The sequence below is a fragment of the Deltaproteobacteria bacterium genome, assembly GCA_021737785.1.
Classification (GTDB): domain Bacteria; phylum Desulfobacterota; class DSM-4660; order Desulfatiglandales; family Desulfatiglandaceae; genus AUK324.
In genome coordinates this window covers 49,101-67,003 of the sequence record JAIPDI010000012.1, presented here as the reverse complement: position 1 = coordinate 67,003, position 17,903 = coordinate 49,101, and the positions used below count along the sequence as shown (strand labels likewise).

Sequence of the window (17,903 nt, the reverse complement as noted above, 5' to 3'; positions counted from 1 at the left end):
TCGGCTGTCACCCAAGCCATTGCTCCCGCCACATCTCCCACATGAGGAGTGCCCAGAGTCGATACTGGTGATTGGCCTTGAAGGAGAGATGCTCCTGGATCTTTTTTTCAACCTCGGCACAGTGGAACAGGCCTTCTCCTCTAAGCCGTTCGGTCGATAGATAATCCAGCAGGAGTTCCTTCAACCCGCCTCGAAACCAGGTGTCAATCGGCACTCCGAAGCCCATCTTGGGCCTCTCGAACAACGCTTCCGGAACATACCGCGCAAGGAGCCTTCTGAGAAGATATTTCCCTTTTCCCTCCCTGTACTTGAGGCTGTCCGGGATCCTGGAGGTAAATTCCAGGACACGATGATCCAGGAGAGGCACCCTCACCTCCAGGCTGAAGGCCATGCTGGCACGGTCCACCTTGGTGAGCATGGCATCCGGGAGATAGGTCTTCTGATCCACCCGCATGAGCCGGGAAAGGACGGGCCACTCCTTTGTCTCCATGAATGTCTCTTCGAACCGGGTTGGGGCAGGCCCACTGCCGCACAGGGCCCGCAGGTCATGCTCTGACCAGAGGCATATGGTCATCCGGTACAACTCATCGAGTCTGACCCGGCCCATGAGGCTCACCAGCTTTTCCCATTTGTCGGGAAAATTGGTCACGCAAAAGCGCTGCGGTAATATGTCCCGCCAAGGCATATAGCATTTCTCGATCCAGGAAACCGGGATCCTTTCAAGGACCCGGCCCAGCGATTTTCTCACCCTTTCAGGGAGCCGTTGAAAACCGGTGGCCATGGCCCGGGCGCTCCAGTAGCGGACATATCCGGCGAATTGTTCGTCCCCCCCGTCCCCTGAAAGGGCCACCGTGACCCGGGTCCGGGCCAGCCTGGAAACCAGGCATGTGGGCACAGCCGAGGCATCGGCAAAGGGCTCGTCATAGATCTCCGGCAGCCGGGGAATCACGTCGATGGCGTCCTGGGGTGTGACATAGAACTCGGTATGATCGGTCCCTAGATGCGCCGCCACCCTGGCAGCCCAGGGGGCCTCATTGTAACCGGCCTCATTGAACCCGATACTGAAGGTCCGGACCGGTGCATGACTGACTTTCTGCATCAGGGCCGCGACAAGGGACGAATCGATCCCGCCGCTGAGCAATGCCCCTAACGGCACATCGCTGATGAGCCGGCAGGATACGGCCTCGCTGAGGACCCGGTCCAGGGCGTCCACTGCATCTGATTCATTTCCTTCAAAATCCTCTTCATCCGCGGGCCCGGGAAGGTTCCAATAGGCCCGTGTGTCCAGGTTCTCTCCGTCATAGGCGAGATAATGCCCCGGAAGGAGCTTCCAGGTGTCCTTGAATATGGTCCTCGGGGCGGGAACGTATTGATAATGAAGAAAAAGGGGCACTGCCTCCGGGTCTATGTCCTTTGGAAACCCCTCAAGTGCCATCAGGGCCTTGAGTTCGGAAGCGAACAGGAGCTTGCCGTCAATAAAATAATAATACAGGGGTTTGATCCCGATGCGATCCCTGGCCAGGAAAAGCGTTCCGATCTTCGTGTCCCAGAGGGCGAAGGCGAACATCCCGACAAAATGCGTCAGGCATTCCATGCCCCATTCCAGATAGGCCTCAAGGATCACCTCTGTGTCGGTTTCGGTCCGAAAGGAGTGACCCACGCCCTTAAGTGTCTTGCGGATCTCCTTAAAATTGTAGATCTCGCCGTTGTAGACAATCTGGACCCTCCCATCGTGTGTGCCCATGGGCTGATGCCCGGCCGCAGACAGGTCGATGACCGAGAGGCGCCTGTGGCCCAGCCCCACCCCGGCCTTTGCATCAAAAAAAATCCCCCCATCATCCGGGCCCCGATGGATCATCCTTGAGGTCGCCTCCGAAAGGGACTCCCGCAAACCACCCACATCCCGGCGCGCACTAAAACCCACGATGCCGCACATAACCATTCCCCTCGGTTGGTCCATCCCCTGAGAACAGACTGGTCGCTGAGACAACGCCCCGGTACAGATTCATATGCGCCTCGACCATTCCGTCAATGGTGAACACTTCCTTTACCCGCTCCCGGCCTTGTCGCCCCCAGGCCGCAGCCCTTTCCTTGTCGCTGAGCAGATCCAGAATCCGATCAGCCATGGCGTCCGGGTCCCTGGGAGGCACCAGCCATCCGGTAATCCCATTCATGACGGCCTCCCTGTTGCCCCCGACATCGGTGGCAACCACCGGCAGGCCCGAGGCCATCGCCTCCAGAATGACGTTGGAAAAACCCTCCTCGTGAGAAGACAGGGCCAGAAGGTCGCCGGCCGCCAGAAGTTCGGGAACGTCCAGTCGCTGGCCCAAGAACACGATCTGTTGAGAGAGGCCCATGCGATGCGCCTTCTCTTCCAGTTGTTTTTGAATTCCGCGATCCTCGCCGATCAGCAGAAATTTCACCTCCGGCATTCTCTCCCTCACCGTTGCTGCGGCCTCTATCAGGTCCGCAAGACCCTTATATGGGATAAGATTGGCGATACTGACAACGACCTTTTCCCCGGGCAGTATTCCCAAGGCCCTGCGTACCGGCGCTCTCTCGGATCCAGCAGACTCGAAGGGAAGCGCGTCAATTCCGTTGTAGATGATTCTGACCTTTAAGGGATCCCCCAGATCGCGGATCAGGGAATCCCGGCCCACCGCCCGGGAATTCACCGTCACCAGATGACTCAGGCGAAAGCTCAGGATGTCGAAGATGCGCCACCCCTTATACCGGTCCTGATGGGTCCCCAAGGCACGACGGCTGGTGATGACCAGAGGAACGCCTGAGAGCCTCCCTGCCAGCGCTCCCATGAAATTGGTCAATGGGAGGTAGGCATGGATCACATCAGGCCGGAGCTTTGCCAGAACACGGAACACCCTGAATTGGGCGCGAAACAACATCACCACTTTTTTCACCAATCCGCTTTTTCTGCGGTAACCCCCATCATGAATCTCCAGATCAATCCCCTTAAGGCTGTCATATAGAGGTCCGGGAGACTCCAACACGAACAGACGGCAGTTCACGCCCCGGCCGACCAGGCGTCCGATGAGCGCGGCCATCTGTCCTTCGGCACCGCCCAGTTCAAGGGAACCGATCAGAAAGAGTATGGTCAATTTCTTCTTTCGTCTTTTTAACATGGTATATTACCGGCGCAGCCGGAAGATACGATTCACCGATGGGTGGGCGTATCAACCCTGACTTGATGACCCTTTCCTTACTTTCTGGCGGCAAAATAGATATTCGGCGAGGCGATTTGCGCACCGTAATGAGCTAAGATGAGCCGGACGACGCTCTTGAGTTTTCCCATAAAGCCTCGTCCCCGAAACAAGACAAATCCCTTCCGCTTAACAAGGGTCTCATCAAAAAAACGAGAGAGTTCAGTGCGCAGGGTAAGGAGGTCAAAAGATCTTTGGTGACCCCATCGATGGAATACCTCTTGACACCTCGGACATACCACCTCATTTAAGGCCAGATTCTCACAGTAAGGGACGGTCCCCAGGAACCAGGCGCCTCTTCGCATGACTCTCGCCACCTCTGCAAGTCCCTGGTCAAGTTGTTCAGCCTTCAGGTGTTCAAGCACCTCAGAGGCCACCACAAAATCAAAGCTGCCATCGGCAAAGGGCATATTTTCCATACGGCCCGGACAGGCCCTTATCCCTTTTTCAAACAGCGCTTTGGCTATTCCCTTATCAGGGTCCAAGGAGAATATCATCCACCCCAGCCGTGTTGCCGACGCTTCCAGGTATCCATTACCTGCCCCGATATTCAGGACCTGCGGAATAGAGGCGGCCTTTCTACGGGAGATCTCCCTCACCACAAAGTCCATGCGGGGCGTTGCCCCTTCAAAGACCTCGGGATGCCTGTTTTGGAAATGTCTCCAAATCGTATCCTGACGGCTCAAGCCGGTGTTCATTATCCGATTATTCATTTTAAGCGCCCGTTCTCAATCCTGACCTCAGAGATAGATAAATCAATATCATAGAGATAAAATAAACCACACTGGTCGACAAGCTGATCCCCGGCAGCCCCCAAAAATGCATAAAGACATAGTTGCCGACAATGTTGGTCAGGAGATTTGCCGCCGATATCCCCATCAGTACATGGTTCTTTTTCAGGGCGCTCAGCAGGCGGACCCCCATGATTCCCAGGAAATAAAATGGGGCCTGGAGCAAATAGAGGGCCTGAACCCTTCCCACCAGATGCGCGTCCCCTGCAGTAAAGGCGCCCCGTTCAAATAGAAGGGCGATAATAGGATGCGACAGATAGACCAGAAAAAGTGTCATCGGAACGGTGGTCAGGATAATCAGGCGCGCATATGTCTTGACCGTAGTCCGGATCCCGGTCCAGTCGTTGGCAGCCACCATGCGGGAAAAGTGGGGGAAAATGGCCGTGCTCAGGGACAGAGAGCCGATGCCGATGATCAGGGATACGACTTTGTTGCCGTAGCTCAGGGCGGAGACGCTTCCCGGACCCAGCATGGCAGCCATGGACTGGTCTATCACCTCGGTGCCGCTCATCAACAATGCCCCCGCGGCCATCGGCGCATACTGTCTGGCCACCTGCTTCACAGCAGGGGTCAGGCCATGCCACCTTGGAAGGAGGTAAAATCCCCGGCGCCTGAGCCCCCTTCCCAGCAGCACCGCTTCAAAAAGCCCTCCCCCCACCGTCCCCACGGCCAGGGCGTAGATCCCCCAGACCCTGCCCAGGAGCAAAATGGCAATGACCGCCGCTACAGGCGTTATGACAGGGGCAATAGCCGCCAGTGCAAATCGCTCTTGTGCATTAAGGATGCTGGCCCATATGGCGGCCAGGCCGCTGATGATCAAGAGCGGCAGCGCAATAAAAAAGAGAGAGCGGGTCAGTGCCTGTTTTTCGGGACTGAAACCGGACCCGATGATCCGTATAATGGTTGGAGAAAATGCCGCCAGAATGCCCGATATGGCGAGGATCAGAAAAATACTCAAGACCATCACACTGGAGAAAAGGCGCTGGGCCGCATCCTGTCCCTCCCGTTCCCTTACCTCTACAAAGGTCGGTATGAGTGCTGCGCTGAATGACCCTGCGGCCACATTGATGGCAAAGGATGGGGCCAGAAACGCTATTAGAAAGGCATCCAGCGCGTCGCCCGTGCCGAACCGGCCGGCGATAACCAGTTGCTTCGCAATAGCCGCCAGCTTCACCAATATGGTAAAGCCGCCGATGCTGATAATGGCGCCGAAAATACGTCTATTGGTCGATCTTAAACACCATCCTTTCCATCGTTCAAAACCCATGCTCAAGGAATTCATCCTTTAGATCCGGCGTGGTCAGCAGGCCAACCCTGTTCTAAGGCAGCGCAAGTGAGCCCTCTGTGACGAACGTCAGGACAACAGATTCGACCCATGAATCTTCATTTCCGGCAGCGCCTTCCCTGAATTAATTCCAGATACAGCGTTTCAATATCCTTCAGCAGCCGCCCCTCCGAAAACCGCTGTTGCACAAAGGTCCGTGACTCTCTGACCAGGGCCTCTCTCTTGCCGGCATCCATATCAGCCAGGTATGCCAGTCCCTTGGCAAATCCTGCGGCATCTTCTTTCCGGCACAGGATACCCCTGGTGCAGACGGCAAAATCTCCGGGTGCGGGGTGACCATCTGTCGGTCCCAAGAGATCAGACACGCCACCCGCGTCGGTGGCGATCACCGGGGTGGAGGCGGCCATGGCCTCGATGATGGAAACCGGGGTTCCCTCATTCACCGAGGTCAGTCCCAGGATATCCAGGCCGGCATAGACCTCGGGGAGATCCCGGCGCCAGCCGCAAAATCGGACATATTCGGAAAGCCCTTTTCGCTTGACATGCCTCTCCAGCGGTTTCCTCAGTTCACCGTCGCCCACCACCACAAAGTGCACCTTGATGCCGGGATGATCCTTGAGAAAAATCCCGGCTGCTTCGAAAAACAGTTCATGCCGTTTTACCGGCACCAGCCGGCCGACGATGCCGACCAGAAACGCATCATCGCTTATCCCGAGGCTTGACCTGAAATGACCCTTCACTGCGTTACTGTTTAGGAATGGTCTTAAATCAAAGCCCAGTGGAATGGTCTTGATCTTGCCGGCCGGGGCAATCCGGAATTTTTCTGAAAGGTCCTGTTTCTGTGTCTTGCTGATGGACACAACCACATCGGTCCACCTGGCCAGGAGCCGTTCGATCCAGATGAACATGAGCGATGTTGTGGGGCTGAAATACCCCTCAAACACATGTCCATGAAAGGTGTGCACCATCTGGATGTTCTTCCCCCTGAAAAAATTGTACAGGATGGCAGCAATCCGGGCGCTTGTTCCGGCCTTGGCCGTGTGGGTATGGACGATGTGGGGATCTTCCTGACGAAGAATCCTGAGGATTTGGAAAAACGCCTTCAAATCCATGGCCGGGCTTATTTCTCTCTGAAATTCCCTGATGATGATCGGTTTTGTTGACCGTGAAGGCTCATCAAAGAGATAGCTCATATCCCCTTCCTGGGGAGAAATCTTGCCGGTGACGAGGATGGAATGGAATTTGTTTTCGTCAAGACCCGTCGTCAAGAGATGCACGTGGATGGAAGGGCCGCCTATGTTGAGGCGGGCTATAAACCGGACCACCTTTATCCGGTCGTCCGAGCTGCGCACCCTGACAGTCCCGGCCAGAGGGGCGGGCCTTTCAGGAGGCTGAAACAGTCTGCCCACAGATTGAAACGCCAGAACGAATAGAAGACGATAGACAAGCCCCCAATAGACCACCGGGGTTAAGAATAAATCGGGTTTTCGGGAATGTTTTTTAAAAAGACGATAAATACTCCTGTGAAACTCAACAACAGAACGCACCGCATTTTTTCCACTGCTCACCCCTACATAATGAACAACAGAAGGCCGGGGAAAATAAACCACGCGCCATCCCCCCAGCCACATCCGCCTGCACCAGTCCGCATCCTCCCAGTACATAAAAAAACGGGCGTCCATAACGCCCACATCGTCTATGGCCTGTCTCCTCACCAGCATGCAGGCCCCGGAGACCCAGTCCACTTCCATGGGGGTGATGCCGTCTGATCTTCCTGTCAGGATGTTTTCCCGGGTAACCGGATTGTTGGGAAACATCTTGGTAAGGATGGACTTTCGGCCGAACAATGCGGTCATCAGATTCGGAAACAACCGCGCCGATCCCTGGATGGCGCCATCGAGGTCCAAAATCCTGGGTCCCATGACCCCTGTTTCGCCATGGCTTTCCATGTACGCCACGGCGTTCTCAAAAAATCCTTCATTTACAAGGGTGTCGGGGTTCAATATCAATATATAAGGGGAAAAACTCTCATTGAGCGCCTGATTAACGGCCCTGGCAAATCCCAAATTGCGGTCGTTCTTCGTCAACCTCACCTGTGGGAACGCCCTGCTGACCCGGTCCACGTCATCCCTTGAATGGTTGTCCTGGACCCACACCTCCAGGGCAAGGCCACGGGCCTTATCAAAGATGGATTTGAGACAGCGCAACAGGTGATCGGTGCTGTTGTAGTTGACGATGATAATATCGATTGATTTCATTGATCAGCACCATGGCAGAGAATTATCGGGGCTTTGACATTCATCTGACTTTGGCTTATGTTTAAATACAGGATGGATTTCATACGCTTTGCGTAGAGCCTCTGTGGTGTTCAAAAGAAAGTTTTTGTGATTCCGGCAATGTACCCTTTTGCTTTCAAGGCGTTATTCAATCAACAATCATACATCGACAATCATATCCTTTATGCCTATGCATGCCGCCATTATTGTTACGTATTTCCCGGACCAAGATGCGCTTGGGAATCTTGAACGCCTTTGCGATCTGTGCGACACGGTGATTGTGATTGATAACACACCGCGACCGGAAATGGAAAGGTTTCCACCCCGGTCCAATCTCACGGTGTGGAATTGTGCGGCAAATATGGGTCTGGCCTCGGGGCTCAATACGGGAATGGGACTGGCTGCGAAACAGGGGATCGAAAATATATTTCTCTTTGATCAGGATTCGCGACCCTCCAGTCAATACTTTCAAACCATGATGAAATTCAAATCAAAGGCCGATAATGCCTCTCCGCGGTATGCATTCTATGTCCCGAATTTTTATGACAGAAACAGCAAGACCTTCGCAACCTTCCCCCTCATCGGCCGTCTTTCTTTAAGACACGTCACCTGCAGGGATATGCCGGCCATGGCCGACAATTCCGCGTTGATCGCAATCACCTCCGGGATGCTCATCACCTTATCGGTTTACAATAGGATCGGTCCTTTTCGGGAAGACTATTTCATCGACTTCGTAGATAATGAATATTGTCTGAGGGCCGGCCTGTTGGGATATTCAATCGCTGTCAATTGCGACCTCATACTGGACCATGCCGTGGGTCGCCGCTCTGTTAAACGACTCTTGGGCCTGACCATCAAACCCAACCATCATGCGCCCGTTCGAAGATATTACATCTTTAGAAACGGCATCCGAACCACCCTTGACTATTTCCGGTCTTATCCTCTCTACGCCGTCCTCATGACCGCAAGGCTGAGCCACGAGGTCCTCTCTATCTTTCTGTATGAAAAAAACAAATGCAGCAAAATAAAGGCCATGACCTTTGGAATCCACCATGCGTTCACCGGAAGGATGGGGAGATGTCCCAGGACACGGTTGTAGCAGTACGAGTTCGGCAAGTCCTCACCGGAGATTCCGGGCATCACACAAAACCGCGCAGGATATCTTTCAACCCCTCAACTGTTGAACCATTACAGAAAACCCTTGTGATGCCTGCCGAGATTGTGTGAAGATTTCTGGATTCCGCTTTTTCCGGGTGGAACAGGTTCATAAAAAGTAGGCTTATCCAGGCTTACAGGCTTTTCAACCAGGGCAACAGGCTTGCAATCCCCTTGGCCAGAGGGGTCTTAGCACTCCAACCCAACTCCCGGTTTGCCTGGCCTGGGTCAAGGATATTCTGGGGAACATCCCAAACCCGGCCCGGTAGACTGACGCACTCAACATCATGTCCGACCGTCTTACTGATGATCTGGATCAGATTATTGAGGCTATGCCCCTGGCCGCTGCCGATATTGAATATGCGCTCCGGTCCTCTGTATTCCATGGTTGCCAGCAAGGCTTCACAAAGATCCCCGATGTACAGATAATCCCGCACAACATTGCCGTCCCCCCATAGCTTAAGTGGCAACCGATTCAACGCCCTAAAAAGAAAAATAGGGATAACCCCCTGGTTACGGGTCAAGGATTGATTGGTCCCGTACACGTTTGATAAGCGAAGTATACAATACTCAAGATCATATAAGTGATTATAAACACATAGATATTTTTCAATCGTCAGTTTGCTGACCCCATACGCACAAATGGGGTTGGTCGGATGGTCTTCGGTAATCGGCGTCGTTCTGGGAATACCATAGACAGTTCCGCCCGAAGAAATGAAAATCACCCGAGGGGGCTTAGTTTGAGAAACAATCAAATCGAGCAACCGCAATGTGGCGGCCACATTGCTTTGCAGATCATGCATCATGTCCTCATTGGAGGTGGCCGGAAGTGTTGTACCGATAAGATGAAAGACCACCTCGACATCATCGAGCAATCCGTCCAGGCTGCCGGCTTTTGTGAAATTGCCCGGGACCCAGTCAACGCCTCCGACGACCGGCCATTTCTGGGCCGAACCCTTTGGCGGGAGATCGAATGCACGCACCCGATGCCCGGCTGCTGACAGGGTGGCGCATAAATGCCTGCCGATGAAACCGGCCCCTCCCAGAACGAGGCAGTTCATGATTGCCCCTGGTAGGTGGACAACAGATGGGCTTCGACATGATCCACCATCTTTTCGAATGTAAATTGACTCGCGCAATCTCGCGCCTGCTGGGACACCCTCTCACGCAGCACGGGGTTTTTGACCAGGCAGATCACTTGCCTCGCAAGATCCCCTGCATCTGCCGGATCAAAAAGCATGCCTGTTCTTCCATGCCGGACGATCTCGGGTGTACCACCCGCTTTTGAGGCAACCGTAGGAATGCCGCTGCGCAGGGCATGGATGAGGGTCAGGGAAAAGGGCTCGTACAAAGAGGGGAACAGATAAATATCACTCTGTTGAAAAAGTTGGGGCAGAAGCGCCTCATGGACGGGAGGAACAAAACTGACCTGCTCATCCATTTTCAGCGCCCTAATGAGTTCCAGGATTTTTTCCTTGTAGGCCTTGTCGCGGTCATCGCCGACGATCTTCAACCTGACGCGCAACTGCGGGAATGCTCGTGTAATTTGGGGCATGGCCTCAATAGCCGTGTGCACGCCTTTGATCTCAACCATCCGACCGGCAACCAGCAATCTCAACTCCTCCCCATTGATCAGTCGGTTTCGATCCCCGGTAATAGACAAGGCCGATGCAGAAGGGAGTATGCCGTGATGAACAATGGCATATCGTTCGAAACCGAGCCCTGCCTGTTGATACAGCGCCTGCATAAAGCGACTGGGAAAGAGCGCCAAACCGGCAATCTTTCTTTGTTGCTTCTGCCGCCAAAGCAACTGCCTGACTTGCGATTTCAGGAATCTCATTATCCCGCCCGCCGGTGCCTGGACCTGCCTGGCAAAATAGTCTGCAACAAAATCCGGATTATGAAACACGGCCAGCCAGTTGTCGGTCAACAGATAGACCGATGGCTCATTCGCCTGCTCAATCGCCCTTAAAAAGGAAGGCGCCAGAAAATGGAGATTCCAGATAAAGACAATGTCGGGCCTTTCAATGGAAAGCGCTTCCTTTAGGACATCGATATTTTTCCGGTTGATCGCATCACGCTCTGTTGCATCTGCCATGAAGGGGGCATAGATGTTTTCGGGTGCTGCCAGAAGCTTCAATGTCCTGATGATCTTTTGGCCGGGGTAACTGGCATGCCTGTCCCCATAATTGCTGGTCAATACCGTCACCTGGTGTCCTCGTTCCACCAGGTTTTGCATCACATGGAAACAAAGCTCTTCATAACCCCCGACAACATTGGGGGGATACAGATTGCTGAGCGCTTGAATCTTCATCGCACGACACCATTCATGAACTCCATGAACCCGGAATCCCCCAGGCAGCTCTCAGGCGAAACCGTTCCGCCCCTTTGAAATTGCAGGAAAAAGAAAAAGAGCAACCGGGTCAGATCATGTCTGTCGGCAATTTCCGCCAAACGTCTGAAAAACGTCCAGTCATATGTCTGGGCCTGATTCGAAACAAAGCAAGCAGCCACCGCGGCCCACTCGATTTTTACCTTCATCAGGTTCTCATTAATGGTGTTGGCATCGTGCATGCGATATATCAGCAATGGCTGATCAAGCCAGACGATTTGTCTGCCATTCCCGATCAGCCGCAAAAAAAAGTCCAGGTCGTGAGCATATCGCAGATTGGAAAACATTCCGATTTTAGAGAAAACCTCACGGCGGATAAACAGGTTGGAGGTCGTCATCAGAAAATTGCCGTTGATCAGGGCAAGCGCTAAATCATTGCACTTCCGATAAAAACCCACTGCCTCCTGATACCATTTATTGCGTCGTACAGCGCCTCTGCCGTCGAAAAAACTCAGTGCGGTACAGACAGCATCCGCTTCAGGGTGGGCAGCCAACCCATCGAGGCACGCACCAAACCGCTCCGGAAGGTAGCAGTCATCTGAGTTCAGAATGCTGATATACTCTCCAGTGGCACGCCTGATACCGGAATTAATCGTAAAGTGCGCGCCCTGGTTCGGCTGAGACCATGCGATGATCCGCGAATCTTCATGAGCACGCAGCCGAACTTTTTGCCAGGAATTGTCGGTAGAACCATCATCGACGACAATGACCTCCATGGGCGATACCGTCTGTGCGAAGACACTGTCAAGGGCCGCATCGATATATTTTTCGTGGTTATACAACGGAATCACGACCGAAATCGTCGGCTGCTCATTGGAATCCTTCACGGGCCGCTCCCTTTTTGCCCCCGTCTTGATTTTCGTAACACTTCAGTCATGTGCAAATTGGTAGTAAGCCAGTAGGGGTATCGCTGTAACGGTTCATGGTTATTTAAAAACAACAACATTTTTTCCTTTGCGAGGTTCTTGGTTTCGTGTGAATCCCAAAAGTGGCTCTTTTGGGAAGGGCCTATTTTACCGCTCTGAAAACGAGTTGTTCTCCGCCCAGATAGCCGAAGCGATCAGACCAATAGAGGTACGCCGATGCATCTCGGAAACCCAGATCCCGCAGTTCATCCAGCAGGTCCCAGCCGAAGTGGTAATAGCACAGGCAGCCATCTGAATTGATAGGGTCTCCATGATATTCCGGGGGCAGCAAATGCCGCACCTCCCCTTCTGCGTCTATTTCAGCCCGCACCAGATGGTGTTGGGCGCCCAGGTCAAACGGCACACTGAAAAACAACGAGCCCCCGGCTCTCAAACAACGCCGACACTCTCGCAAGGCTCTTTGATAATTCGGAATATGCTCAAGAACGTCAAAAGAGAGAATCGCATCAAAGCAATCGTCGGCAAAGGTGAGCGCCGTAAGATTTTCATTTAGAATTCCATCTTTGTTTGTTTCCCCCAGTGGGATGGAATTCCCAAGGAATTCACTTCCTGTGACATTTTTGTAGGCGTTTTCATACCATCTGAATAATTGGGTGGTCTGTTCAGTAAGGTATAAACGGATCTCCGGGGTCGGATGGCACAGCAGGTGAAAAAGATGGATTGCCGCCCGCATGCGGTTATTCAGCCGGCAGTACGGACAAACAATCCGTTCCCGCCAATTGGGAACGACACTGCCATCGGGAAAGGTAAAGCTGAAGGAAAGGTCGGTAGAAAACGTTACCTCGCGATTACAGACAAAGCAAAAGCCTTTGGTGCATACTTGACCAGTGTTCCGGACATAGGCCTGCTCAATCGCGTGCCGGCGCTCCAGTTCCTGCTCCGACCGGTGTCTCAGGTATGTATCATGGGAGACAGCTCGGATTAACTGCAGACCACGCGACCCCTCGAGACGTAGGCTGTCAAAAATACGTTTAAAAGCCTCCTCCGCAACATCCATGGAAAAACGCTTGCTTACAAATGCCAACCCTTCTGCGGACACCTTTTCCCAGAGTTGCCGGTCCGTGTAGAGACGTATAACTTCATCGGCAAATGCCCGGGGGTCGTCTGCCACCAACGCCTGCACACCCGGGACAACTTCCATCCCCTCAACCGCTACCGAAGTCCCAACACAGGGTACACCGTAGGACATGCTCGTAATCATCTTTCCCTTTACCCCTGCTCCAAAACGCAACGGGTTGACAGAGACCCGCACGCGGTTCATCAATTCAGTGATGTCGGGGACAAATCCCTGGATGATGACATGCTTGCAAGCCAGATCAAGAATCTCTTTCGGCGGATGACTCCCGACGAGGAGGAACCTTATTTTCGGAAGGCATCCGACAATCAGTGGCAGAATTTCTTCTACAAAATATATAACAGCATCCACATTGGGACGATGCTCGTAACCCCCGATAAAAACCAGATCGGCCCGCTGGTCGTAGCTTGCTTGACAGCCATATATCTCTCCAATAACCGGAATCACCTCAACGTATAAATCCGGATTCTCTTGGCAAAGGACCTGACGCTCCTGTTCACTCACAACGATCGTGCAATCGGCTGCTGCCGCAATGCGCAGCTCCTGGGCCTTGCGCCATTTGGAAAGCCTGAGTAGTTCCGAATTCCGTTCAACCTCAGCTTGCCGCGCTTCGCGCATAAAATGCAGGTCAATGGTTTCATATAGCAATCGGGCTTGTGGACAATAGGCCTTGAAGAGCGGCAAGAGCGCCTCTGTGTGATCAGGACGGCAGGCGATGATAACATCATACGTGCTTCCTGCCGCAACTAAGTGATCCGCGATTGATCTGACATCCGGAGCGTGAAGGCATTCGATCCCCAATTTCATTATGTCAGGGGTATATTCTGGATCATAAACCAGATCAAAGGGTGCGAAACTCAAGGCATGCCCCATCCGGCGCAAGATTCGCATGAAATTATAGATCATCGTTGAGCCGGCATCCTGGTTAGGTCGTGGAACCCATCTTTCAATCATCAGAATACGGATTGGCGCTGTTTCCATTGCCCGCTTTGTGTAGGGAGAGACCGTGATCGAAACTGGGGCTGTCCTCTCCCCTGCACTCCTGCTCACGGCACGCGAGCGGAAATAGTGAGAGCGAATCGCCGACCGCTGATTTAGGGTCAACGGCAACCGGGAATAGACCGCCTTGAGCGTTCTATGCAATAATAGCCGGGCGTCGCGAGCAACCTTGACGCACCACCGAATCGGCCTGGTCAACCTCCATGACCGGGAACTATAAAGGCTGTCGATGTGCCATTGCAACTGGGCAACCGCCGCATCATGCATTCTTTCAGCCGTCATCCTTTGTATCTTGTCCTCCTCAATTTTTCGAAGGGCATCCTCTAACTGAAGTCGATTCTTCTGTAGCTCACTCTCCAGGTAACTACATTGAGTCAGCATATTATGAGAGGTCCGGTCATACAAATCGACTTTTCGAAGGGCATCCTCCAACTGAAGCCGATTCTCCTGCAGCTCACTTTCCAGGTAATGACACCGTGAAAGCATGTCGTAAAGGGTCTGGTGATAAGAATCTGCAATGGCCCGCATTTCTTCGGGCGTGAGCAACCGGACCCATTTCGCAAAGACAGCGTTTCTTGCCTCTAATACGGTCTGCTCATTAGGTTGCATCGGTGAAACTCCGGAACCACCTCCCACATAATAGATTGCCGTCACCTGATTGACAAACTTCAAAGGGGCGACACGGGCCATTTGGAGCCAAAAATCCCAGTCCTCATAACAGTCGAAATTTTCGTCGAAGCAAATTCCTCTCTTGAGGAGGGATGAGGGAAAAAGAACCGAATGGATCGGGAGAACGTTGCCCAGCACCAGCTTGGAAAAAGTCACGTTCGGATCGGAAAAGTTCTTTATGTGATCGCAATCTGCATCTGTCCTGCTTGAACTTCTTGCGGCAGAATAACCAACGATCTCGTCTGCCTCATTCTGTAACGCGTCCACAAGGCCCTTGATGTGGTCCGGAGTGATCTCGTCATCGTCATCAAGTAGGCCGAGGTAATGGCCTTTGCACTCAGACAGGCCAAGATTGGCCGCCTTTGAGCGGGGCAGAGGAGGGCCATCCTGATTGACAAGGCGCAACTGGAACCGCCCGCATCGATCTCCGAGTGCACGGTGCTCCCCGCCCCTGGCATTGACCACAACCACCTCGATATTCGGATAGGCCTGCAAAGCAAGCGACTCAAGGGCTTCATCGAGTGTTAAGCGACCCATGCTGCGAACGACGATACTCACCAGAGGAAGTTCATCCGAACAGCCCTCCGATTCCGTTTTCGGGCCTTGGGCCGGTGGCTCCTGCAATGGACCGGTTAGGTCCTTGTCCGAAATTCCTTCTAACATGTCAGAAAAATCCATGATAGCTGATGATTATTCTTCCCGTTCCTCAAAAAAAATTCTCACACACAGGCAGTAGAGCGCACAGAGGGTTTCCATAACCATTTTTGTTCCCTGATCCCGATTGCATCTTTAGAAACGGCATCCAAGCAACCATTCACTATCTTCGGTTCTTGTCCTCTCTGGGCCATCCTCATGACGGTAAGACTGAGCGGCAAGATGAGGGAATGCCACCCCCATGCCTCCCCTCCTACCCCTCCACAGATGCTATCCTCAGTGTTCCTTTAAATCAATTGTAACTCCCTGCAATCTCCAGGAAGACATTCCTTCGGCCTGTTGAATAGAAATTGTTATATGAGGCCCTCCTACCTGTGGAAGCCGGACAACAAGCCGGTTGGCATCAGATGCCTCCCACAGACAGGTCTTTCCATTGACTGTCACTCGACAGTTGCTATGTAATGGCCGGATATTTAGATACAGCGTGTCCCATGCCTGCCTGCCATACCAGGGAAGATGAATAGTGCACTGCCCATACACTAGGGAGCTTTCAAAGCGATCAAATCCGTATATCGGCAGGGACATCTCGTCTTCAGAGGATCTGCGTACAAAACCACGTCGCTTCATCTTACGAAGGACATCCAGGGCGTTTAACGCCAGGTCCTCGATAAAATTTCTCTTATTTTTGAACGACAGGTCAAAGCGATAAAATCCCGGCCATGACAATGGTAGGGGTCGATGCCCGTATTTTCTCTCAATCCGCCAGATCTCCCTGTATCGCTGCCCATCGCTGCTCAGGGTCTTGGTTCCGGGATAGTATCTCACGGCGGCCAACGGTTCATGGAGATATTGAAACCGGGCATGGGACCTGGACAGCCTGCACCACAGGTCCCAGTCCATGGTGTAGCGTAACGCAGGGTTAAGCCCGCCCACCTTTTCATAGGCGGAGCGGCGCACGAAGCAGGCAGGCTGGCAGATGAAACAGCGACGCGTCAGGGTTTCCGGGTGGTACGCCTGGATGGGGGGAAAATAGGAGAGGAAAAATCCTTCAGATGTCACATGAACGGCATCGCCATACACCACATCCAGATCCGGATCCCTATCAAAACAGGAGGCCACCTTTTCGAGGGTCTCGGGGAAATAATAATCGTCTGCATTCAGCCAGGCCACGATGTCGCCTGAAAGGGTTTCTTTCCCTTTCCTGATGGCTGCGGCCTGCCCCCCGTCAGCACCGGTCTGCAGATAGTCGATCATATCGGAATACCCCCGGACAGCCGCTTCGAAGCTGTCCGTCGACCCCCCGTCCATAACCGCAAGGTTGAATGGACGCGACTGGGCTCTGAGACTCTCCAGGGCCCAGGGCAGGAAATGACTCTGGTTTAAATTAGGGATGACAATCGCAAAGGTCTGCATAAGGATCGCTGTTCTGAAATGATTGTCTTCAACCACACGGGATGGAAGATCGGATCGATCCGGAATTGGCAACAGCTCACCGCTGATCCAGATACCATCGATACGCCCGGGTTATCCCTTCCCGCAACGGCGTCCGGGCCTCCCAGCCCAATGCGGTCAATCTGGAAACGTCCAGGAGTTTGAGCGGGGTCCCGTCCGGCTGGGCAGGATCAAATCTGAGATCGCCTTCAAAGCCCACAATCTCACCCACCATCTCCGCCAATTCCCGGATCGACTGGTCCTTGCCCACGCCCACATTGATGATGTGGTCTTCCTCATAATGATTCATCAGGAAAAGACACGCATCGGCCAGGTCATCCACATAAAGGAACTCGCGTCTGGGCGCACCCGTTCCCCATATTTCCACAGATCCCTTGCCGTTCACCTTTGCCTCGTGAAATTTCCGGATCAGGGCGGGAAGGACATGGGAAGTCTTCAAATCAAAATTATCGCCCGGCCCGTAAAGATTGGTGGGCATGGCGCTGATAAATCGCGTCCCATACTGACGGTTGTATGCCTGGCACATCTTGATGCCGGCGATCTTGGCCACGGCATAAGGCTCGTTGGTGGGCTCCAGATATCCTGAAAGAAGATATTCCTCTTTCATCGGCTGAGGGCAGTGTTTTGGATAAATGCAGGAACTTCCCAGAAAAAGGAGCTTCTTTGCCTCAAAGCGGTAGGCGGTATGGATGATGTTGGTCTCGATCACCAGATTGTTGTAGATAAATTCGGCAGGGAATGTGGAATTGGCCCATATGCCCCCGACCTTTGCAGCGGCCAAAAATACATACTCGGGCCGTTCCCGTTCGAAAAATGCCTCGACCCGTTCCTGTCTCTCCAGATTCAATTCCTTGGACGACCTGAAGACCAGATTCTGAAATCCCGAACTTCTGAGAGCCCGCACGATGGCCGACCCCACCAGACCGCGATGGCCTGCGATATAAATCTTAGCGTTCTTTTCCATGGTCTCGTTGCTCGTCACTGGTTGCTCGCGTTTCGGGTTTATTGGGT

General features: G+C 53.2%; 12 protein-coding genes. 1 reads left to right on the top strand and 11 read right to left on the bottom strand.

Annotated elements, in window-relative coordinates:
* Positions 1-7: 7 nt before the first annotated feature.
* The 5 genes from asnB to K9N21_08050 all read right to left on the bottom strand — a co-directional run bounded on the left by asnB (position 8) and on the right by K9N21_08050 (position 7,552).
* The gene (asnB, locus tag K9N21_08070; GenBank protein MCF8143859.1) at positions 8-1,936 is read right to left on the bottom strand and encodes an asparagine synthase (glutamine-hydrolyzing); all 1,929 of its coding nucleotides are present in this window, start codon (positions 1,934-1,936) and stop codon (positions 8-10) included.
* On the bottom strand, positions 1,914-3,140 hold the full coding sequence (locus tag K9N21_08065; GenBank protein MCF8143858.1) for a glycosyltransferase: 1,227 nt from the start codon (positions 3,138-3,140) through the stop codon (positions 1,914-1,916). The genes asnB and K9N21_08065 overlap by 23 nt, the downstream gene beginning before the upstream one ends.
* Positions 3,141-3,217: 77 nt before the next feature.
* The gene (locus tag K9N21_08060; GenBank protein MCF8143857.1) at positions 3,218-3,931 is read right to left on the bottom strand and encodes a class I SAM-dependent methyltransferase; all 714 of its coding nucleotides are present in this window, start codon (positions 3,929-3,931) and stop codon (positions 3,218-3,220) included.
* A gap of 1 nt (position 3,932) precedes the next feature.
* Positions 3,933-5,276, bottom strand: a complete 1,344-nt coding sequence (murJ, locus tag K9N21_08055) for a murein biosynthesis integral membrane protein MurJ (GenBank protein ID MCF8143856.1) — start codon at positions 5,274-5,276, stop codon at positions 3,933-3,935.
* Between the two features lie 116 nt (positions 5,277-5,392).
* Positions 5,393-7,552: a glycosyltransferase gene (locus tag K9N21_08050; GenBank protein MCF8143855.1), complete on the bottom strand. Its 2,160-nt coding sequence runs from the start codon at positions 7,550-7,552 to the stop codon at positions 5,393-5,395.
* 202 nt (positions 7,553-7,754) lie between these two features.
* On the opposite strand from K9N21_08050, the gene K9N21_08045 reads away from it, so the two are divergent.
* Positions 7,755-8,669, top strand: a complete 915-nt coding sequence (locus K9N21_08045) for a glycosyltransferase family 2 protein (GenBank protein MCF8143854.1) — start codon at positions 7,755-7,757, stop codon at positions 8,667-8,669.
* A gap of 190 nt (positions 8,670-8,859) precedes the next feature.
* Here K9N21_08045 and K9N21_08040 read toward each other — a convergent pair whose 3' ends face one another.
* The 6 genes from K9N21_08040 to K9N21_08015 form a co-directional block, all read right to left on the bottom strand.
* Positions 8,860-9,786: an NAD-dependent epimerase/dehydratase family protein gene (locus K9N21_08040; protein ID MCF8143853.1), complete on the bottom strand. Its 927-nt coding sequence runs from the start codon at positions 9,784-9,786 to the stop codon at positions 8,860-8,862.
* Positions 9,783-11,039, bottom strand: coding sequence for a glycosyltransferase family 4 protein (locus tag K9N21_08035; protein ID MCF8143852.1), 1,257 nt, complete (start codon positions 11,037-11,039; stop codon positions 9,783-9,785). The genes K9N21_08040 and K9N21_08035 overlap by 4 nt, the downstream gene beginning before the upstream one ends.
* Positions 11,036-11,944 (bottom strand): glycosyltransferase, encoded by a 909-nt coding sequence (locus K9N21_08030; protein MCF8143851.1) that lies wholly within the window; start codon positions 11,942-11,944, stop codon positions 11,036-11,038. Before K9N21_08030 ends, K9N21_08035 begins: the two co-directional genes overlap by 4 nt.
* A gap of 181 nt (positions 11,945-12,125) precedes the next feature.
* Positions 12,126-15,449, bottom strand: a complete 3,324-nt coding sequence (locus K9N21_08025) for a glycosyltransferase (protein ID MCF8143850.1) — start codon at positions 15,447-15,449, stop codon at positions 12,126-12,128.
* A gap of 267 nt (positions 15,450-15,716) precedes the next feature.
* A complete protein-coding gene (locus tag K9N21_08020; GenBank protein MCF8143849.1) occupies positions 15,717-16,925 on the bottom strand; it encodes a glycosyltransferase in 1,209 nt (402 codons plus the stop codon).
* Positions 16,926-16,929: 4 nt separating this feature from the next.
* A complete protein-coding gene (locus K9N21_08015) occupies positions 16,930-17,856 on the bottom strand; it encodes a GDP-L-fucose synthase (protein MCF8143848.1) in 927 nt (308 codons plus the stop codon).
* Between the last annotated feature and the right edge of the window lie 47 nt (positions 17,857-17,903).